The organism is Staphylococcus sp. HMSC063F05, from assembly GCF_001837075.1.
In the GTDB taxonomy this organism is placed as follows: domain Bacteria; phylum Bacillota; class Bacilli; order Staphylococcales; family Staphylococcaceae; genus Staphylococcus; species Staphylococcus epidermidis.
The window spans coordinates 1-21919 of record NZ_KV831342.1 but is presented as its reverse complement, the minus strand read 5'-3'; the positions used below and the strand labels follow the sequence as shown (position 1 = coordinate 21919).

18 protein-coding genes and 1 pseudogene are annotated in these 21919 nt (G+C 32.7%); 4 read left to right on the top strand and 15 right to left on the bottom strand.

Translation table 11 applies throughout. The features are described 5' to 3' along the window. The first annotated feature begins 16 nt into the window (after positions 1–16). Both HMPREF2576_RS06865 and HMPREF2576_RS06860 read left to right on the top strand, forming a co-directional pair. Positions 17–439 (top strand): pyridoxamine 5'-phosphate oxidase family protein, encoded by a 423-nt coding sequence (locus HMPREF2576_RS06865; protein WP_002469205.1) that lies wholly within the window; start codon positions 17–19, stop codon positions 437–439. A 190-nt stretch (positions 440–629) separates the two neighbouring features. Then, the gene (locus HMPREF2576_RS06860) at positions 630–980 is read left to right on the top strand and encodes a DUF4889 domain-containing protein (RefSeq protein WP_002469202.1); all 351 of its coding nucleotides are present in this window, start codon (positions 630–632) and stop codon (positions 978–980) included. A 223-nt stretch (positions 981–1203) separates the two neighbouring features. Here the strand turns inward: HMPREF2576_RS06860 and HMPREF2576_RS06855 are convergent, their stop codons facing one another. The 3 genes and pseudogenes from HMPREF2576_RS06855 to HMPREF2576_RS06845 all read right to left on the bottom strand — a co-directional run bounded on the left by HMPREF2576_RS06855 (position 1204) and on the right by HMPREF2576_RS06845 (position 3767). After that, entirely contained in the window at positions 1204–2484 is a 1281-nt protein-coding gene (locus HMPREF2576_RS06855; RefSeq protein ID WP_001831600.1) for a dicarboxylate/amino acid:cation symporter, read from the bottom strand. Positions 2485–2649: 165 nt separating this feature from the next. Further along, positions 2650–3015 (bottom strand): DUF3139 domain-containing protein, encoded by a 366-nt coding sequence (locus HMPREF2576_RS06850; RefSeq protein WP_001831482.1) that lies wholly within the window; start codon positions 3013–3015, stop codon positions 2650–2652. A gap of 123 nt (positions 3016–3138) precedes the next feature. Continuing rightward, positions 3139–3767 (bottom strand): annotated as a pseudogene (locus HMPREF2576_RS06845) (nitroreductase family protein). A 164-nt stretch (positions 3768–3931) separates the two neighbouring features. Between HMPREF2576_RS06845 and HMPREF2576_RS06840 the strand changes: the two are divergent. Beyond that, positions 3932–4378, top strand: a complete 447-nt coding sequence (locus tag HMPREF2576_RS06840; protein ID WP_001831532.1) for a MarR family winged helix-turn-helix transcriptional regulator — start codon at positions 3932–3934, stop codon at positions 4376–4378. A 697-nt stretch (positions 4379–5075) separates the two neighbouring features. On the opposite strand, the gene HMPREF2576_RS06835 is transcribed toward HMPREF2576_RS06840, so the two are convergent. The 12 genes from HMPREF2576_RS06835 to HMPREF2576_RS06780 all read right to left on the bottom strand — a co-directional run bounded on the left by HMPREF2576_RS06835 (position 5076) and on the right by HMPREF2576_RS06780 (position 20145). Then, positions 5076–6239, bottom strand: coding sequence for a nitrate/nitrite transporter (locus HMPREF2576_RS06835; protein ID WP_002501846.1), 1164 nt, complete (start codon positions 6237–6239; stop codon positions 5076–5078). A gap of 256 nt (positions 6240–6495) precedes the next feature. Then, positions 6496–7152 carry a nitrate respiration regulation response regulator NreC gene (nreC, locus tag HMPREF2576_RS06830; protein ID WP_002438326.1) on the bottom strand — a complete coding sequence of 219 codons (657 nt, stop codon included), beginning with the start codon at positions 7150–7152 and terminating at the stop codon, positions 6496–6498. 28 nt (positions 7153–7180) lie between these two features. Next, a complete protein-coding gene (locus HMPREF2576_RS06825; RefSeq protein ID WP_002456059.1) occupies positions 7181–8215 on the bottom strand; it encodes a sensor histidine kinase in 1035 nt (344 codons plus the stop codon). Between the two features lie 9 nt (positions 8216–8224). After that, complete coding sequence (nreA, locus tag HMPREF2576_RS06820) at positions 8225–8677, bottom strand: nitrate respiration regulation accessory nitrate sensor NreA (protein ID WP_001831592.1); 453 nt, start codon at positions 8675–8677, stop codon at positions 8225–8227. Positions 8678–8696: 19 nt separating this feature from the next. Then, positions 8697–9374 (bottom strand): respiratory nitrate reductase subunit gamma, encoded by a 678-nt coding sequence (gene narI / locus HMPREF2576_RS06815; protein ID WP_002438321.1) that lies wholly within the window; start codon positions 9372–9374, stop codon positions 8697–8699. Further along, complete coding sequence (narJ, locus tag HMPREF2576_RS06810) at positions 9367–9942, bottom strand: nitrate reductase molybdenum cofactor assembly chaperone (RefSeq protein WP_002456058.1); 576 nt, start codon at positions 9940–9942, stop codon at positions 9367–9369. The genes narI and narJ overlap by 8 nt, the downstream gene beginning before the upstream one ends. Beyond that, on the bottom strand, positions 9935–11488 hold the full coding sequence (gene narH, locus HMPREF2576_RS06805) for a nitrate reductase subunit beta (protein WP_002438317.1): 1554 nt from the start codon (positions 11486–11488) through the stop codon (positions 9935–9937). Before narH ends, narJ begins: the two co-directional genes overlap by 8 nt. Beyond that, positions 11478–15161, bottom strand: a complete 3684-nt coding sequence (locus HMPREF2576_RS06800) for a nitrate reductase subunit alpha (protein ID WP_002501845.1) — start codon at positions 15159–15161, stop codon at positions 11478–11480. Before HMPREF2576_RS06800 ends, narH begins: the two co-directional genes overlap by 11 nt. 178 nt (positions 15162–15339) lie before the next feature. Beyond that, positions 15340–16275, bottom strand: coding sequence for a uroporphyrinogen-III C-methyltransferase (gene cobA, locus HMPREF2576_RS06795; protein WP_002438313.1), 936 nt, complete (start codon positions 16273–16275; stop codon positions 15340–15342). Further along, positions 16266–16580 (bottom strand): nitrite reductase small subunit NirD, encoded by a 315-nt coding sequence (gene nirD, locus HMPREF2576_RS06790; protein WP_002438311.1) that lies wholly within the window; start codon positions 16578–16580, stop codon positions 16266–16268. Before nirD ends, cobA begins: the two co-directional genes overlap by 10 nt. 2 nt (positions 16581–16582) lie before the next feature. Beyond that, the gene (nirB, locus tag HMPREF2576_RS06785; RefSeq protein ID WP_002438309.1) at positions 16583–18988 is read right to left on the bottom strand and encodes a nitrite reductase large subunit NirB; all 2406 of its coding nucleotides are present in this window, start codon (positions 18986–18988) and stop codon (positions 16583–16585) included. A 437-nt stretch (positions 18989–19425) separates the two neighbouring features. Then, positions 19426–20145 (bottom strand): sirohydrochlorin chelatase, encoded by a 720-nt coding sequence (locus HMPREF2576_RS06780; RefSeq protein WP_002456056.1) that lies wholly within the window; start codon positions 20143–20145, stop codon positions 19426–19428. A gap of 249 nt (positions 20146–20394) precedes the next feature. Here HMPREF2576_RS06780 and nikA point away from each other — a divergent pair, with 249 nt between their 5' ends. Continuing rightward, positions 20395–21870: a nickel ABC transporter substrate-binding protein gene (gene nikA, locus HMPREF2576_RS06775; protein WP_002469196.1), complete on the top strand. Its 1476-nt coding sequence runs from the start codon at positions 20395–20397 to the stop codon at positions 21868–21870. Positions 21871–21919: the final 49 nt, after the last annotated feature.

Genomic DNA, 21919 nt, shown 5'->3' with positions numbered 1-21919 from the left:
TAAGGAGATGATAATTTTGAATAAACAACAAGTGACAAAAGCAATAGAAAAAGTATTAAATTCTTCAAAAATTGGTGTCCTGTCAACTGCACATCATAATAAACCTAATAGCAGATATATGGTCTTTTACAACGATGACTTAAACTTATATACAAAAACGAATGTCAATTCACTAAAAGTCGAAGAAATAGAAAATAATCCTGATGCTCACATTTTATTAGGTTATAACGAAACAACAAACAATAGCTTTGTTGAAATAGATGCCACTATAGAAGTTGTCAAAGATCAAAAAGTTATTGATTGGTTATGGGAAACTCAAGACAAAACATTTTTCAATTCAAAAGAAGATCCTGAATTATGTGTACTCAAAGTTATACCTCGTTCAATTAAATTAATGAATGATGATGAACTAGATACGCCAGCTACAATTGAGTTATAAAATAATATCAAAATTTACCGTATTATAATCATTTTAGATTATGATGCGGTTATTTATTGTCTATTTTTTGTCATTCATATCATCAAGCTCCATTTTATAAATTTTATTTTCTTTATACTACAATATATAATTGCAAAATGACTTAAAATTATGTATAAATGAATTAATATAGATAAAGGAGTTTTCAATAATGAAAAATAAAAAAGGATTAGGCATAGGTCTTATCACAATTATGGTTATCGTTTGTATTGTACTAGTAATCATGATGTTCGTGGGTGGTAAGAAAGATTCATACTACGGTATTATGAAAGATAGCACGACCATTGATAAAATGATAAATACTAAAAATGAAAAAATTGAAAAAAACGTAGAATTACCTAAAGATGCTAATGTATCAGTTAAAAAAGAAGATTTTGTGATGCTCTTTAAAGATGAAAAAACTGGAAAAATTACTAAAGTTAAGAAAGTTGATCACGATGACGTACCTCATGGTTTAATGTCAAAAATCCATGATATGGGTAATATGAAACACGGAATGTAGAAGTATTAAAACTTGCATTTAAATTAGAACAATTTAGCACAAAGATGATTTTAAACTAAAAAATCATCTTTGTGCTTTTTAAATTTACATTTTTAAAAAATGCATAAGAGCCACTTACAATCATAAATTGTTTTGCTTCTGTTTACATTTTTTCAAAAATGCATAAGAGCCACTTACAATCATAGATTGTAAGTGGCTCTAAAATGTCAGATATATAAATTTTTTAAATTGAATTTAAGTAGTTTTGACCTTTTTCTTTATCATAGACGTTTTCCCACTTAGCAATAACAACTGTTGATAGTGCGTTACCAATAACATTAACACAGGTACGAACCATATCTAATAAACGATCAACGCCAATAATTAAAGCAATACCTTGTGCTGGTATGTTCATAGAACTTAATGTTGTTAATAAAACTACAATAGATACGCCTGGCACCCCAGCCATACCTTTTGAAGCAATCATAAGTGTGGCCATTAATACAAGTTGTTCAGTTAATGATAAATGCATATCATACATTTGAGCAACAAATAAAGCAGCTATAGATTGATATAAAGCTGAGCCATCTAAATTAAATGAATAACCGATAGGAATAACAAATGAAGTAACATCTTTTGGAGAACCAAAGCGTTCCATTTTCTTCATCATAATCGGCAATACTGCTTCTGAACTTGAAGTAGAAAAGGCAAGTAACAATTCACTTTTAAGTATCTTCATGATTGAAAAAATACTTATTCCAACCATTCTTGCAACAATTCCTAATACTACTATAACAAAGAAAACCATAGCAAATACTACAACAACTAATAATTTAAATAATGGAATTAATGCAGAAGCACCAAAAGTCATTACTGTCGTACAGATAAATGCAAATACTCCAATTGGAGCTAATTTTAAAATTTTATTGATCATCCAAAATACAGCTTCTAAAGTACCATTTAAGAATCCTTTAACGGGTTCTGCTTTTTCTCCTATCGCAGCTAATCCTAATCCAAAAAATACTGCGAAAAAGATAATCGGTAATAACTCACCTTTTGCCATAGATTCAAATAAATTCGTTGGCACAATATGAACTAATGTATCTATAAGATGATTACCATAAGTAGTCGCTTGTTCTGCTGAATGTGCAGATGATTGATATTTAGTAATATCGCCTTTAGGTAATTTATCTGGATCTAGACCCGAACCTGGTTTGAATAGATTACCAATGATAAGACCTAAACCTATAGCGATAGTTGTAATAATCTCGAAATAAAGGATTGCTTTCCATCCATAGCTTCCTACCTTTTTAGAATCCCCTAAATTTGAAATAGATAAGGCTAATGAACAAAATACAATCGGAATGATGATCATCTTAATTAAATTTAAGAACACATCACCAAATGGCTTAATATAATTTGCAACATCATCTTGTCCATATAGTAATAGACCAGCGATGACACCGAGTACCAAAGCAATAATTACTTGCGTTGGTAGACTTATTTTTTTCTTGAATAGAGCCATTATGCAAACTCCCCTTCATCTGACATCACTTAATTATATCAGATAACATCAAAATAGCTATATAATTTTTTTATAAAAAGTACATGCATGCTGCATTTCTTCCTATTAAAAACAACACTAAAAAACACACAGTTCTATGTTTAAATAAAACTGTGTGTTAATCCTTTATTTAGAAGGTTTATATTTTTGATCAAAATCACTATGTTTTGCTTTTTTAATACTTTTCTTCGTTTCGCTATCAAAACCTTCAATGAATATTCCTTTTGAAGTACTGATAGGTTGAATCACATATGTCACGTTAGGTTCATCTTTGAAAACAACTTCTTTATAGTATAGCCCCTTTTTAGTGCTATATGATGTTTTGTCTTTTTTCACTTTATCATTAAGATGATGGTCGCTCATATAGCTATCAATCAGTTCAAGATTTTTATGACCTTGATAAGCTTTGAGTCCGAAGAAAAATGCAATTGCTAATATTAGAGAGATAATCAAAATAATGATTACCCTAAAAATAACCTGTTTCTTACTCATTATTATAGAAACTCCTTTTATCTTATCACACACAATTATAAACGATTAATTCGTATAGAAAAGAAAGATTTAGTTAAATTGTAACAAAATGTTCGTTTGTAAATGTGAAAATTTTGAGAAGTTTTATAAAAATTCCCTTGCATCATCAATCGGAAGTCTCACTGAATCGTGTGCATCTTGTGCTTTTTTACCTATAGCAATCGCTAAAACTGGCACATATCTGTCAGAATCATAACCAATAATATCCGCAATATTTTCTTTATCGAAGCCGCCAATAGGGTTTGTATCGTATCCATGAGCTTTCGCTGTAAGCATTAATTGCATTGCCATTAAACTACTATCTATATTCACTATATCTTTCATGCCTTCTCTAGATAAGTTTTTATAATAGGGTAATATCCAATCTAATAGCTGTGCTTTGATATCTTCTGTCATCAATTGTTGTTCTACAGCATCGCCATAAATCTGTTCAGCTTTTTCGTAATTTGTAAATCTCCAAAAATAATTAACATAGCTGAGGATGTAGTTAACTGTCTGGAATTGAATCCAAATGATTCTTTAACTTTTTCTTTCATTTCATCACTTTCTACAACAGCAATTCTCCATGGTTGCATATTAACCGATGAAGGTGCTTTAGTTGCTTTAGTAATGATTTCATCCATTTCTTCTCGAGGAATTTTATAATTCTCGTCAAATACCTTTACTGATTTTCTACTGTTAAGCACTTCGTTAAAATCATTTATACGTGTCAATTTTCGCACTCCTCTAATTTTTTAAAAAATTGCTTTATTATCAAATTAAACTCATTCAAATATTTGATAAATTTAATTTAAAACAATTTGAATTATAGTGATGAAATCAATACTTGACAAGTGATACGCTTCATAATATTGTTACCTTAACAAGGAGTGATTAAATGTATGTAGAGAATAGTTATTTGAGCAAACAATTATGTTTTTTATTTTATGTTTCCTCTAAAGAAATCATCAAAAAATATACAGATTACCTAAAAGAGTATGGTCTTACATACACAGGTTATATTGTATTAATGGCGATAGAAGATGATGAGAAACTTAACATTAAAAAACTAGGCGAAAGAGTCTTCTTGGATTCTGGCACGCTGACACCATTATTAAAAAAATTAGAGAAAAAGAATTATGTCATTCGAACTCGTGAAGAACATGATGAACGGAACCTTCAAATTTCTTTAACAGAACGTGGCAAGGATATTCAAAATGTTCTATCTGATATTTCACAAAGTGTTTTTAATGAATTTAATATTACTCAAGAAGAAACCCAAAATTTAGTTGAAGACTTGCAAAATTTTGTAACGAAAAATTTTGATAAAACAGTGGAAAAGTGATACTTATAGAGACTAGAGACAAAAGTAAGCTTTTTAAATACAACAAAACTTTCAACTTTAGCAATAGCGACACAATTTAATAGTAATAGTATGTCTAAAGTAAGCTTTTGTCTTATTCTCTCGTACAGTCAGTATATTTTTTTGCACCTAATTCCTACTAAACTTATCTAAATACCTCTTTTTTTGCAAGTTACATCACTTTATCTATACTCTATTAATTACAAGCATTGTAAAGACCATTAATGAATGATTATAGATAATTTAATAATAATCCATTTTAACATCTAAAAATGTGAATTAAGATGGTATTTAAATAGACTATCAAGATGTGTGTTGTTTGTTTCCCTTCATATAATGGAGGTTGAAAGAAGCAATTGTATAGCTATTTTAATGAAAGTAGAGGGTGTGATTGTAAAATCAGTTATTCACATATATGACAACATGGAATTATGCTAAAACATTATGATATACGTATTTTTTAAAATGATCTATCGACTGCCAATGTCTTGAAAAGATGATTGTTTCCTAATTCATTGATAGTCTTTGGTTCAGTATGTGTATGAAATCTGACTGTTAGTTATTTCATTCTAATGAAACGAAAATAGCAAAATTTTTTGAATATTTTATTTTGATATTAAACAAAAATGTGCCCTAATTTGAACACTCTTTAATGCTCACCTTAGGACACAATTTTTATTTATATACGAACAGCTTTTTCTTTTTTATTTAAATGAATCATTGTAATAAGAGCAATTACACCAAATATAGCTAAGAAGAAGAAAGCGAGATGACTTGAACCAGTGATACTCGTTACAAAAGTAATCACTAGTGGTGGGAAGAAACCGCCTAGTCCCCCCATCATGGATACAATACCATTCGCTGAACCTGCTTCTTTAGAAAAGTATGAAGGTACTAATTTAAATATTAAACCATTACCTATACCCGCACAGATACTAATTGCTAAACAGCCTATCGTAAACAGAACAATATGACTAGATAAGCTTAATATAAGTGCACCAATAATCATTATCACGAAGTCGATGATAAGCGCTTGTACTGCATTAAATTTATCACCTATAACACCACCAACCGGTCTTAAGAATGTCGCTAGTGCTATAAATATACCTGAACGAATACCTGCATCCACTTTATCAATACTAAAATGATCAACTAGGAAGTTCGGTAAAAAGATTCCAAAAGCCACAAAAGCTCCAAAAGTAATAAAATACCACAAACTTAAATAATACAACTTATAATTCTTAGATAGGTCTTTGACTTGAGCCATCAAAGGAATCTTCACTTTCGGCTCATTTTTATCTCCTAAAAAAAACATTAAAATTGCAAATATACTTAGAATAATTAAATAACTACGAACTGTATTTTGCCAGCCAATTGCACCTGCTAACACTGGGGCACAAAATGATGAAACTGCAGTACCAATATTACCTACACCATATATACCATTTGCTAAACCAACTTTGTCTTTTGAAAAGTATTTAGGTACTGAAGTAACACCTACTGAAAAAATTGCGCCACCAATTCCTAGAAAGAATCCTGATAACATTAGCATACCGGGTGATTGAGCTTGACCTAAAAGAAAAATTGGAAGTAATAGTACAATAAAACTCCAGAAAAACACCCATTTCGCTCCTACAATGTTAGTTAAGTACCCAAATGGTACACGTAGTACAGAACCTAAAATAACAGGAATAGCTAAAATGACAGATATTTGTCCTGGAGAAATATCAACATCTTGTGAAATAAATGGCATTAATGGAGAAATGATACTCCATGCCATAAAGCCTGCGACCAAACTCAATGTCTGTAACGTAAGCTGAGAAACACCCTTTTTCATGTTCATTTTAATTCACCTTCATCTGATTTAATTATAAGGTGTATTGGTACTTTGTGAGAGCTTAATAAGAGGTCAAAATTAATAATATAAAACAAAATTATAAACAAAGTACCAATCACAAATTCATTTTAATATGTTTGTGAAAATATGAACATAAGGACATACCCTGATTTTACTTTTATTTTTCCCTATATAAAGGTACAAAAAAAGGACTACTTAGTCATAGACTAAGTAAGCCCTAATAATCAATCATGATATACATTTAAAATTCTAATAATTTTTTCTTTAAGGCATATTCAACTAATTCAGGTTTACTCTTTAAATTTAGTTTCGTCATAATATGCGTTTTATGTGCCTCTACCGTTTTCACCGATACAAACAACTTTTCTGCAATATCTTTATTGCCATAGCCTTTTGCTATAAGAGGTAATATTTCTAACTCTCGTTTCGATAAAATTTTAAATGGATCTGAAGATGATGACACTTCATCCGTTTGTGATTGATTGACAAACTCATTGACTAAAGACGTCGTCAATTTCATATCAACATAAGTTTCACCTTGATATACTGTACGTACGGCCAATATTAATTGCTCATCAGGTGAATTTTTTAAAATGTATCCTTTAGCACCACTTTTTAACACATGAAATAAATATTCTTCGTCATCAAACATCGTAAGTATTAAAATTTTAGTATCAGGAAAACTTTCAGAAATTTTACTGGTTGCGATTAAGCCTGACTCTCCTGGCGGCATGCTCAAATCTAAAATTAAAACATCTGGTCGATGTTCTAACACTTTTTGATAAGCTTCAACCCCGTCAGCTGCAGTTGCAACAACTTCCATATCTTCTTGATAATTTAATATCATTGAAAATCCTGTCCTAACAACTGCATGGTCATCCGCTATAACTATTTTCACTTCAATTCCCCCAACTTACATCATCAACTTAAATCGGTATATCTAATGTAATTATAGTACCTCTATTAATATGTGTCTCTATATTAACATGACCGTTAACTAATTCTGCACGTTCTCTCATTCCGTACAATCCAAGTCCAGAGCCTTTAGGGTGATGATCTAAACTAAACCCTTTACCTCGATCCACAACCTCTGCTACAAGCTGCTTGCCATCACTATGCGTACTTACCTCAATTTCATTAACCTCAGCATATTTTAGAGCATTAAATACACCCTCTTGAACTACACGATACACAACTGTTTCAATTTCATTATCAAAACGCATGCCTTTAATGTTCGAATCATATTTAATATGCATACCATAATTTTCTTCAAACTGTTTAAAATATGATTTAAAAGCTGCTTCAATGCCTAAATCGTCGAGAGAAGAAGGTCTTAATTCAACAGACATATTTCTAATATCATCAATAAGCTGTGATAATAAGCCTTCTATACGTTGAGATGTTTCAGCTAACACCTTATCCCTGTGCTTATACTTCAAAAGCCTTAGTTCAACATCTATATTGAGCATATCCTGTATTACACTATCATGTAATTCTCTAGAAATACGCTTTCGTTCATTTTCTTGTGCTTGAATTGAACGATGTAACATTTTTTGTTGATACATTTTTTCTTGCCTTTCAATCTGAGGCGCCACATTCTGTAAGGTAAATGCACTAATACCTCTTTGTTCATCAATATTTTGATACATAGCTGTAAAAGGCTTAATTTCATTATCTTTTGTCTTCATAAATACTTGGAAATTGGAATGTTGTAATTGCGTTGTCTCTAAAAAACAATCTTTACACGATTGTACATCATATTCATTAGAGTATCCTTCGCATCGATGACAAATCGCATTTGTCATAGCATTATAATTATCTTCCTCAGTTAAAATATCTTTTGCTGCGTCATTCATAGCAATAATTTTGCCTTGTCTATTAACAAATACAATTTTCTCGTTCGTGGTTTCATAATAATTCTTAAGTAATTGCTCTAAACTTAAATCAGTTTGCTCCAACATATTTACCACCTAGTTTATTTCTGTAAAAATACCGATTTGTTTTTCAATATTAAGTTGGTCCAATGACTGAGGTAACGGCTGATGATTTCTTTGACCTAATAATAAAACGCCATACATTGAATTTTCTAACCATAAAGGGACTGCAACTACAGCTGTCAATGACTCACTAAGAATGATTGGAAATTTAACTTTCTCTTCTGGAGATAAAGCTGTATCTACATCAGCAATAACCATACGCTTACCGGTTTTCATCACCATTCCAGCAAGCCCTCTACCCTTTCTCAAAATGATAAGTTTATATCTATCATTTGTGTTACCTGAAACATATTGCCATTTAATTGGTGATGAAGTGTGATGATAATCATATAAAGCGATACCACCAAAATCATAACCCTCTTGTGCTCTCAACTTATCTAAATTCATTTGTAAATGTTGATTATGTTTTAAAGATTCTGGTTCCACACTTTCACCTCATAATAAATTAAATTTTGTTTTTGCGATAAACAATATATCTTCTGTTCATATAAGACAGTGGTACACTCCAAACATGTACTAAACGAGTAAATGGCCAACACGCAAACACTGTAAACCCTAATAATATGTGCAGTTTAAACGACCAAGGCACGTTTAACATTAAGTCAGCATTTGGAGAAAACATGAATAAATGTCTAAACCATATCGCAATGGTTTGACGATAATCAAATTCAGGTTGAATCGCATTGGTTACAAGCGTAGAATAACAACCCATTATTAAAATAATCAACAAAACGATATTCACAAATATATCTGAAAATGAACTTAATCGTCTAACGTTTTTGATGGATAGTCGTCTTAAAGTTAGCAACAACATTCCTATTAATGTTATTATACCAAAAACACTACCTATATAAACTGCACCTATATGATAGATATGATTATTTACTCCTATCGCCTCTAACCAATTAGCGGGAATCAATAATCCCACAACATGACCAAAGAATACCGGAATAATACCTAAATGAAAAAGTAAACTTCCCCATTTTAATCGTTTCTTTTCAATCATTTCACTCGACTTTGCTGTCCATGAAAATTGATCATATTTATATCTTGCGATATGTCCAATAACAAATATTGCTAAACATAAATATGGATAAATAACCCATACAAATTGATTAAGCATGATTTTCCACCTCTTTCAAAGGCACGATACACGCTTTTAAAGTTTTTCTTAATGCACTGACAACATATGCATAGGGATTATTGTTTTCAGCTAGGGTATTTGCCATTTCATACGTACCATCTTCAATAATCATAATGACAAGTTGAAGGTTTTCCTGTGCTCGACTATCATTTTTAAAATCAGCAACTTGCAAAAACTGTAGCATCAATGGGAGAAAATCAGATAATTCATTATCAACCATTTTTAGTCCAAACATTTCGTATAAAACCTTTAATTTAGCTAGCATTTGACCCCGTTCTTTTTGCGTGTCAAATTTATTAAATGTCATATAGAGTGGGTGTTTTTTACTAAAATCAAATGTATCTGTATAGATAGCTTTAATTTCTGACAAAGTATAATTCATCATGACTTCTCTATATGCAAGCAAATCTTCGTAGCCGGGGTGAGACTTAGAAATAGTTTCTTCAAATATTTTTGGATGAAATGTCATTTTTTCTGGAAAATTCATTTGTTGACCAAGATAGCCTAAGCTATCTTGGTATAGACTTAATTGTTCAAGGTTAATCACGGAAGATCCCTCCATAGAAATTTTCATTATAAATTTCTTGTCCAGTTTTACCTGATTGAACTGCAACACCACAACCTTCACAATTAGAGCCAAAGTACTCTCCACCGTAACCTTGACTTCCTTGCGCTTTATAAGTATCTAAATATGTTTCTTTATGGGAAGAAGGCACAACAAAACGATCTTCATATTTAGCAATACCTAGTAAGCGATACATTTCAGTCATCTGTCTTTCAGTAAGTCCTAATCGTTCTAATTTAGAAGTATCGAAAGGTTGGTTTGTTATTTGAGAACGCATATAACTTCTCATCATCGCCATTTTTTGTAAGCCCTCTTTAACAGGTTTTGTGTCGCCAGCAGTTAATAAATTTGCTAAGTATTGAATAGGTAAACGCATTTCCTCAATAGCTGGGAAAATCATATCTGGATTTTGACCTGCATTTTCACCTTCGAAATAACTCATAATAGGACTTAAAGGTGGACAATACCACACCATCGGCATAGTTCTAAATTCAGGATGCAATGGAAAGGCCATTTTATATTCTATTGCCAATTTATACACTGGTGAGTTTTGAGCTGCTGTAATCCATTCTTGATTTATTCCATCTTTTTCAGCTTGTGCAATGACTTCCTCATCAAATGGATCAAGGAATAGGTCTAATTGTTTTTCGTATAAGTCTTTTTCATCTTTAGCTGAAGCCGCTTCTTGAACGCGATCTGCGTCATATAATAAAACACCTAAATATCTCATACGTCCTGTACAAGTTTCGGAACAAACAGTTGGCATACCAGCTTCGATTCGTGGGAAACAAAATGTACATTTTTCAGCTTTATTCGTTTTCCAGTTAAAATATACTTTTTTATACGGACATCCAGTCATACAGTATCTCCAACCTCGACAGGCTTCTTGATCGACGAGTACGATACCATCCTCATCTCGTTTATACATAGCTCCTGATGGACAAGATGCTACGCAACTTGGATTTAAACAGTGTTCACATAGTCTTGGTAAATACATCATAAATGTCTCATCGAATTGGAATTTAATATCTTCTTCTATTTTCTGAATATTTGGATCCTCTGGTCCTGTAATGTGACCTCCAGCTAAATCATCTTCCCAGTTTGGCCCCCATTTAAGATTCAATCTATCACCTGAAATTAAAGAGTGAGCTGTCGCCACGGGAGAGTGCTGTCCTTGTTTAGCATTGGTTAAGTGTTCATAGTTATATGTCCACGGTTCATAATAATCTTGAATGAGTGGCATGTCTGGATTATAGAAGATTTTACCTAAAGCAATTTTTGACCATCTGTTACCAGATTTTAATTCAAGCTTTCCTTTTTTATTTAGCACCCAACCACCTTTATATTGTCCTTGGTCTTCCCATCTTTTTGGATATCCTACACCCGGTTTTGTTTCTACGTTATTAAACCACATATATTCTGCACCAGGTCGATTTGTCCATGTGTTTTTACATGTCACACTGCAAGTATGACAACCAATACATTTGTCTAGATTCAATACCATTGCAACTTGCGCTTTAATCTTCAAGCCAATTGACCTCCTTCATTTTTCTAACAGCTACATACTCATCTCTTTGATTTCCAATTGGTCCATAATAGTTAAAGTGATAACTAATTTGTGCATATCCTCCTACTAATTGAGTAGGTTTCAAGTGAATACGAGTAGGTGCATTATGAGAACCTCCACGAGTATCAGTAATTTCAGAACCAGGTGTCTCTATATGTTTATCTTGTGCATGATACATAAACATTGTGCCTCTAGGCATACGATGAGATGTTACAGCTCTGGCAGTAACAACTCCGTTTCTGTTGTATACTTCTAACCAGTCGTTATCATTAATACCATGGTCAGCTGCGTCTTCATTTGAAATCCATACAACTGGTCCACCTCTAAACAACGTCAACATGCGTTCATTATCTTGATAAGTTGAATGAATATTCCATTTTCCATGAGGTGTAAGGTATCGAAGCACTAATGTATCTTGTCCACCTTTAACTTTTTTATCACGAGCACCAAATACCATTGGAGGTAAAGTAGGTTTATATACCGGTAAACTTTCGCCAAACTGTTGGAATACCTCATGATCTATATAATAACTTTGACGTCCAGTTAGTGTTCTAAATGGCACTAAACGTTCAACATTAGTTGTAAACGGTGAGTAGCGTCTTCCATCTTTATTAGAGCCAGGGAATACTGCAGTTGGAATCACTTCTCTTGGTTGAGAAGTAATGTTTAAGAATGATATCTTTTCAGAAGCACGTTCTTTAGAAATATCTTTAAGTTCCATACCTGTTTGATTTTCTAAATCTTCATATGACTTTTGTGATAATTTGCCGTTTGTAGCAGAGGATATATTCAAAATGACATCTGCTACTTTTCTCGCTGTATCTATTCTCGGTCTATCATTTTTAACTGAAATAGTATTATCATCATTCCAAGTTCCAACTATACTTTTAAGTTCTTCGTACTCTTCACTAACGCTATAACTCACACCATGAGCACCTATTTTCCCTTTTTCTAGTTTTGGACCAACAGTAACGAATTTATCGTAAATTTGTGTATAGTCTCGCTCTACGATAGAAAAATTAGGCATTGTTTTACCTGGCACACCTTCAATTTCTCCTTTAGACCAATCTTTTACAATACCGTATTCAGTTGAAATTTCTTGTTTTGAATCATGTCCTAATGGTGTAGTTACGACATCTTTAAATTTACCTGGAAGATAATCTTTCGCCATTTCTGAAACAGCTTTACTTAGAGTTTTATAAATATCCCAGTCCGAACGCGATTCCCATAATGGGTCAATCGCTGGGTTAAATGGATGAATAAATGGATGCATGTCTGTAGAAGATAAATCATGTTTTTCATACCAAGTTGCAGCAGGTAAAACGATATCTGAATATAATGGCGTCGCAGTCATTCTGAAATCAAGTGATACTAATAAATCAAGTTTCCCTTCTGTATCCTCGCGCCATTTAATTTCCTCTGGTTTATCATCTTCATTTGGCTCTGCCATTAAACCAGAGCGCGCACCTAACAAGTGCTTCATAAAGTATTCTTGTCCTTTAGCTGAACTAGAAATTAAATTAGATCTCCATACAAATAATGTTTTAGGATGGTTTTTTCTTAAATCTGGATCTTCTATCGCAAATTGTGTATCTTTATTTTTAACTGATTCAATCGCTTTTTGTAAGATGGCTTCATTTGAATCATCACCTTCATCTTTAGCCTCTTCACCAAATAATAGACTGTTTTTATTAAACTGTGGATATGAAGGCAACCAGCCCATACGAGCAGCTGTTACATTGTAATCAGCTGGATGTTGATGCTTAATATTTTCAGCTAATGGTGATTTTAATTTATCTACATTTGATTCTTCATACTTCCATTGATCTGTAGCGAAATAGAACCAACTTGTACCATTTTGTAAACGTGGAGGACCTTGCCAATCTTTAGCGAATGCAATAGTATTCCATCCTTCAATTGGTCGACATTTTTCTTGTCCTACATAGTGTGCCCAACCACCACCGTTAACGCCTTGACAACCACACAATAGTACTAAGTTAAGAATTGAACGATAAATAGTATCGGAGTTAAACCAATGGTTGATACCAGCCCCCATAATAATCATTGAGCGTCCACCAGTATCAATAGCATTTTGTGCAAATTCTTTTGCCACTTTCGTCACTAATTCTTTTTTGATACCTGTAATTTGTTCTTGCCAAGCGGGAGTATATTTAGAAGATGCGTCATCATAAGATGTAGCTTCTAGTTCGTGTTCAAAACGTTGAACACCATATTGACTCGTCATTAAATCATAAACCGTAGCAATTTTAACTTCTTCTCCGTTAGCTAACTGAATAGTTCTCGTTGCAATAGGTCTCTCAAAGATACCATCACCACTGCTATCAAAATATGGAAATTGAATCGTTTCAACATGATAGTCACTTTCAACCATTGATAACATTGGATCAATTGGTGTACCATCCTCTGTTTCAAGTTTCAAATTCCATTTTTTCCCTTCTTCCCAGCGTTGCCCCATTGTGCCATTAGGAACAAGTAATTGTTGACTCAATTTGTCTTGAATAACTGGCTTCCATTCATTATTTTCACCTGACATCCCTAAATCAGAAGCACGCAAGAATCTACCTGCTTTATAGCCATTCTCATCTTCATCTAATATAATGACAAACGGCATATCAGAATATTGCTTAGCATAGTTAATAAACATATCATTCGGTTGATTTTCATAATATTCCTGTAAAATAACATGTGTCATTGCTTGTGCAACCGCTGCATCTGTCCCCGGATGTGGTGCAAGCCAATGATCGGCGAACTTAACATTCTCAGCATAATCAGGTGCTACTGAAATAACTTTCGCCCCTTTATATCTAACTTCAGTCATAAAATGTGCGTCAGGTGTACGTGTTAATGGAACGTTTGATCCCCACATCATTATGTATGAGGCGTTGTACCAATCACTGGATTCTGGCACGTCTGTTTGCTCACCCCAAATTTGTGGAGATGCAGGTGGTAAATCAGCATACCAATCGTAAAAACTTAACATTTCTCCACCTAACAAATTAATAAATCTTGCTCCTGAAGCATAACTAATCATCGACATAGCAGGAATAGGAGTAAATCCAGCAATACGATCCGGTCCATCTTTTTTTATGGTGTATAAAATTTGAGCTGCAATGATATCTGTGGCATCTTTCCAATTTGCTCTGACGTGTCCACCTTTACCTCTTGCTTCTTTATATTGTTTGGCTTTTTCTTCATTTTCTACGATGGATGCCCATGCCGCAATTCGGTTTCCCTTTTGTTCTTCAAGCGCTTCGGTCCATAAATCTAATAATTTACCTCTAATATAAGGATATTTAACTCTTAACGGACTATACTCATACCAAGAAAATGATGCACCTCTCGGACAACCTCTTGGCTCAAATTCTGGCATATCAGGTCCACAACTTGGATAATCAATTTGTTGATTTTCCCATGTAATTACGCCATTTTTGACAAATACTTTCCATGAACATGATCCAGTACAGTTAACACCATGCGTCGTTCTCACAACTTTGTCGTGGCTCCATCTTTCTCTATACATCTTTTCCCATTCTCGACTTTTATGCTCTAATACCGACCAATTTCCATTAAACTTTTCTGTCGGTTTAAAGAAATTCAATCCAAATTTTCCCATTTTATTAATCCTCCCACCATACAAGGTTATATCCTTTCTCAATGCATAGGTATTGTGTCTTATCTTTATTGTACATTTTTTCACAAAGCCATTATATTAGGGAATGTCCTAATTGATGTTAGAGATTCCCTAAAAAATAAGGCCTACAAATTCATAATGAACTTGTAGACCCAAATGTTTATACATATATTGTTTTAATACTCTTGTGTTTAATCATTTCGTTATACACGTTTTGTTGAGAAATGTGGTAGCTATGGTCAAAATCAATCAGACATTGGATTCCTTCATCATATAAAGTTTCAGCCTTTGCAATTGCACGTTCTTTATCTCCCTTGATTAAATATAGATTTCCCTTGTCATTCTTATTATTATTCAATAACGTACGATTAATGTCATCAAGTATATTACCTAAAATGCATATGCCTGGATGACCTTCTAGTTGTTGAGAAACCAATTGTTCTTCAATCGTACTTAAATGACCTATAACAATCTTTTCATTGTAGCAGGAAGCATTAAACACTATTGCAATGGGGTAGTCTTCATTCGTATATGATTCAATTTGTTTAATAATTTGACCTAATCTTTTCACACCCATATAAATAGCTAAAGTGCCTCCATTAATCAAGTTCCTAATATCCGTATCGTGATTAACCGAATCTTTAAAATGACCAGTTGAGAAAGTCACACTCGGTGCGATAGAACGCATCGTTAATCCCATATTCATAGTTGCTACGGCAGCACTTGCTGATGTCACACCAGGGACAATCTCGTAATGAATATGATGATTTTCTAATGTTTGTACTTCTTCTGTAATTCTACCAAAAATCGCAGGATCTCCTCCCTTTAGTCTCACCACACATTGATATTGATTAGCTGCTTCAACAATTTTTTGATTAATCTCCTCTTGTTGAATGTGTTTACAATAAGGTTTCTTTCCCACATTGATCACTTTTGTTTGAGAAGAAGCATACTGTAAGATGAAAGGATTTACGAGACGATCAAATAAAATCACGTCAGCTGATCTAATTAACCGTTCAGCTTTTTTAGTTAATAAGTTTGGATTGCCTGGTCCTGCACCGATTAGATATACTGTGCCAGGATAAGTTATAGACATAAGTAAATATCTCCATCAATAACTTCTACTTCGTATGTCTCTACACATCCTGTATCAGGTTGTTGTACTTCTCCAGTTTTTAAAGCTATTTTTTGATCGTGTAACGGACAGTAAACATAATCACCACTTACAGTCCCTTCAGACAACGGTCCTTCTTTATGTGGACATATATTTCCAATGGCATATAAATCACCATTATCTGTGAGAAAAATACCTATTTCTTTTTCGTTTACAACTACTTTTTTGCCTATTTGAGGAATCATTTCATTCATTGTTGTAACTTTAATCTTTTCTTTAGCTTTCATTCTTACACCTTCTCAACTTCAAAGATTTTTTGTGCTTCTTTATTTTCAACAATAGTTTCCCATGGTTCATTCTCAACAGCTTTTTTGGCTTCCATAATTCTTAAATACAGTTCTTTTTGCTTTTCTTGATTTAATAAGACATTCTTGACATTTTCAAAGCCCATACGTTCTAACCATGGTGCTGTTCTTTCAGCGTAAACACCTGTTTCTCTGTAATACTGCATGAGGGCACCACATAATTGAATCACTTCATCTTCGGTTTCAACTGTCGTTAACAATTTACCTACAGTAACATCAGTACCACCATTACCTCCGATAAATATTTGGTAGCCATTTTCAACAGATATGACGCCAAAATCTTTAACACCAGACTCTACACAACTTCTCGGACAACCTGATACTCCCATTTTAAATTTATGAGGTGTATCAATATATTCAAATGTTTTTTCAAGTCTTATTCCTAGTCGAGTTGTGTATTGTGTACCAAAACGACAAAACTCTTTACCAACGCAACTTTTAACAGAACGCGTCTTTTTACCATAAGCAGAAGCAGAACGCATTCCTAAATCTTTCCAAACTTGTGGTAATTCTTCTTTTTTCAATCCATATAAACCTACACGTTGCGAACCTGTTACTTTAACAAGTGGTACGTTATACTTTTTAGCAACTTCTCCTAATCGAATGAGTTGGTCAGCATCTGTAACACCACCGCGCATTTGAGGAATCACTGAGAAAGTACCATCATTTTGTATATTTGCATGATATCTTTCATTAGCGAAGCGAGAATCTTTTTCGTCTCGATGTTCAAAAGGATAAACCATATTTAAATAATAATTAATTGCAGGTCGACATTTAGGACAACCATCTTTATCTTTGAAATCAAGAACGTGTCGTACTTCTTTTGATGATTTGAGATTTTTAGCCCTGATTTGAGTTACAATTTGGTCTCTTGTTAAATCAGTACATGGACAAATACCTGTTGGTTTTGCAGCAATAAAGTCGTCACCTAATGTATATTGTAATAACTCACCGATTTGACCTTTACACTTACCACATGAATTACCTGCTTTTGTTGCTTTAGTCACTTCATCTACAGACGTTAAACCTTTACTTGTAATAGCATTGACGATTGTTCCTTTATCAACACCATTACATCCACAAATCGTTTCATCATCAGACATATCAGCAATAGATGTCCCCGCATCTTCATCACCTTTATGCAATAAAGAAACAAGTGTATAATCTTCAAGCGTTTCATGTTTTTTCATCATATTATAAAATCGTGATCCATCATCAGTATCACCATACAAGACAGCACCAACGACTTGACCCTGACTTAAATACACTTTTTTGTAGATATTGTCGACACTATTAAAAATTTCCACACCATGGACATCTTCATCTTCAACAATTTGCCCTGCACTATATAAATCACAACCAGATACTTTAAGTGAAGTGAAAGTAGTAGATCCTTTATAACCTTTTGTTTCTTTACCAGTTAAATAATCTGCTAGCACTTTGCCTTGTTCATAAAGTGGCGCCACCAATCCATAAACTTTCCCATCATGTTCGGCACATTCACCGACTGCATAAATATGAGAATCAGATGTTTGCATATAATCATTTACAACAATACCTCTATTGACATCTAATCCACTATCTTTAGCAACTTCAGTATAAGGTCTGATACCAACAGCCATAACTACTAAATCTGTTTCAATCACCCGACCGTCAGCTAATTTAATAGCTTCAACATCTTTATCACCAATGATTTCTTTAGAATTTGCTTGAAGTTCAATCTTCATACCTTGCTTTTCTAAATCCGCTTTAAGCATTTCTCCGGCTTTACGATCCAATTGCATTTCCATGAGCCAATCAGCTAAATGAAGAACTGTCACTTCCATTCCTTGATCTAGAAGTCCTCTGGCACACTCTAAGCCTAGAAGACCTCCACCAATGACAACTGCGCGTTTTTTCGTTTGGGCAATTTCAATCATTTTATTTGTATCATCAATTGTTCGCCATCCAATGACACTAGGAAGATTTGAACCTGGTATAGGTAATACAAAAGCTTTTGATCCAGTAGCGAAAATACAAATGTCATACTCTACTTCAATACCTTTAGAAGTAGTAACTATTTTGTTTTCTTTATCAACTTTTTCCACTGGATCATTATTTATAAGTTCAATATTATTCTCTTGATACCAATCATACGGATTCATAATTGTATCTTCGACGGTCATTTTCTTCTGTAAAATATTGGATAACATAATTCTGTTATAGTTCGGATAAGGTTCTTTCCCAATAATAGTAATATCAAATTGTGATTGTGAACGTTCTAAAATCTCTTCTATCGTTCTTAAACCTGCCATACCATTACCAATCATTACAAGTTTTTGTTTTGCCATACTTTAATGCCCCTTTTATCAATATAAATTTTTAATACAAAACACAATGTAACTTTATAAAAGGTCAGAAATTTAATCATTTTGTATTTCTCTTTTCAAGTTCATCTTATAACAAAACTTCAGTTTTTTGTGATGTAATTCACATTTAAAATTAAAATCGGGGATTTCCCTAATGGCATGGATATGGTTTTCTAGGATGAAATTGAGGCCAAAATTAAAATATATTATTAACTATTTTATAATATATGTTGCAATTGAAATTACACTTTACGCTGTCATTTTAAACCACAAACTATTTTATAATGAGCTGCATTCATTATAGAAATAATATCATCAAATATTAAGGGGAATGTAACAATGAATTGTGTTACATTCCCCAACCTTAACGAATCATATCATTTATTTTTTGTAAATTCGTTTAAAATAATTGAAATATATTAAATATCTAACGCTTCAAGTCTTTCTCTAATAATTAATCTTAAAATTGGATCAAAGTTAATCGATGGCGTAATGTGTAATTGACTATGCAATGTCATTTCACCTAAAAGACGTTTTACTTTATTCACCAATCTACCATCAAATAAAAATAATGGGACAATGACTAACTCGTCATATTGCTCTGAGATTTTATCTAAATCATTTTTAAATGCTAATGTCCCATATAAAGCTCTTGCATAAACAGGATGATGACTATCAAGCGTTTTAACAAATGCTTTTAATTCATCATGTGCTTTCGTAAAACGTCCACTTCCATTTCCATGGGCAATTACTATAGTTGCTTTGGTTGAACCTTCACTGACTTTCTCATCAGCAATTCTATTTTCTACTAATGTTTTCATATATGGATGTGTACCAAGAGGCGCACTCATTTTACTATCAATTTGTGGATATCGAGCTTTCATCTCTTTAAGTATTTGTGGAATATCACTGATATAATGCATTGCACTAAAAATGAGTAAAGGTACAATACGAAATTTTGTAATTCCTTGCTTAATCATCTTCTCCATTATGATTTCAAGATTTTGTGTTTCACTTTCTAAAAATGCTAACTCATAATAATATTGCTCATCTTTTAATAAAGTTCCGATAAATTCTTCTAAAGCTTCATTCTGATTTCCTTTTCTCATGCCGTGAGCGACTAGAATATTACCTATCATAATTATCCCACCCTTTTGTATTATCATTATTACGAATAATTAAATCACATTTGTGTACTAATGTATAATGTAGCATCTTAAATAAATATGCTAACATAGTTGTCAAAAATTTTATTTTTTTAATTATAAGTTATATAATAAAATTCGTTGAGAGTTTACAAATATAATCATGCCAAATGTATTTATATTTACTACATAATTACATTTTTAAATATCTCAAATAATTCATATTTAGAGAGGATTTCATTTATGAAAAAATTGATTACTCTTATTGTCATGATATCTTTTGTTTTAGCGAGCTGTGGGGGCACCTCAAGTACAGACAAAGACACCCTCAATGTTGAAATACCTTTGAAAACTAAATCAATTGCACCTTACGAAACTGATATCCCAGTTAAAACAGGTGCCTTGGAATCGCTTTTTAAAATGTCGAAGAATGGTAAAGTAAAACCTTTATTAGTCAAAAATTATCATCAAGTATCTGACAATCAACTAGAACTCACTTTAAAAGATAATATTAAATTTCAAAACGGTCATCATTTAACAGGCGAAGCTGTAAAACGCAGTCTCGAAGAAGGAATGAAAAAAAGTGATTTGTTAAAAGGATCACTTCCTATCAAATCAATCAATGCTCATGGACAAAAAGTCACAATCAATACTAAAGAACCTTATCCAGAATTAATGTCTGAACTCGCAAGCCCATTTGCTGCTATTTACGACACAAAAGCTAAAAACAAAGTAACTGATCAACCTGTTGGTACGGGTCCTTATAAAATTGATCAGTATAAACGTTCTCAAAAAATCGTACTAAAACAATTCAAAGACTACTGGCAAGGTACGCCAAAATTAAAAAGAATTAATGTCACTTATCATGAAGATGGTAATACTCGTGTTGATCACTTATTATCAGGCAAATCAGATTTGACTACTGATGTTCCAATTGAACGCGTTGATGATGTAAAAAAATCTAACAAAGCAAACATTCAAAGTACATCAGGCTTTAGAACGCATTTAATGTTATACAATCATGATAGTAAAAAAGTTAATAAAAAAGTAAGAGAAGCACTAGATATGATTATTAATCGAAAAGACATTGCTAAAAATATTTCTAAAAATTATGCTGAGCCAGCATCAGGTCCTTTTAACCATCGATTAAAATCATTAGAAAAAGAGGAAATTCAATCACAAGACATCAAGCGTGCAAAAGAACTTTTAGCTCAAGAAGGTTATTCCAAATCACATCCTCTTAAATTAAACATGGTCACATACGATGGCAGACCAGAATTGCCTAAAATTGGACAGGTGATACAATCTGAAGCTAAAAAGGCAAATGTTGATATACAATTACGCAATGTAGATGATATCGAAGGATATCTCAAAAACAAACAGGGTTGGGATGTTTCAATGTATAGTTATTTAAGTGTGCCACGTGGTGATACAGGTTATTTCTTTAACACTGCATACTTACCTGATGGAGCATTAAATAAAGGTAATTATAGTAATACTAAAGTCACTCAGTTAATTAAAGAATTAAATACTACTTTCGGTGACAAGCAACGTGGTCAAGTGACTAATGAAATACTAAATGAATCTAAAAAAGATATTCCTAACAGCTATATCACATACAACTCTCAAATAGATGGTGTGAATAATAAAGTAAGACATTTTAATGTTACACCAGAATCTATCTATTTAATTGATTATAAATTAAGTAAAAAAGAATAATAATTGATACGGGAAGCTGGGACATAATTCCTAACAAAATAGCCAGTAA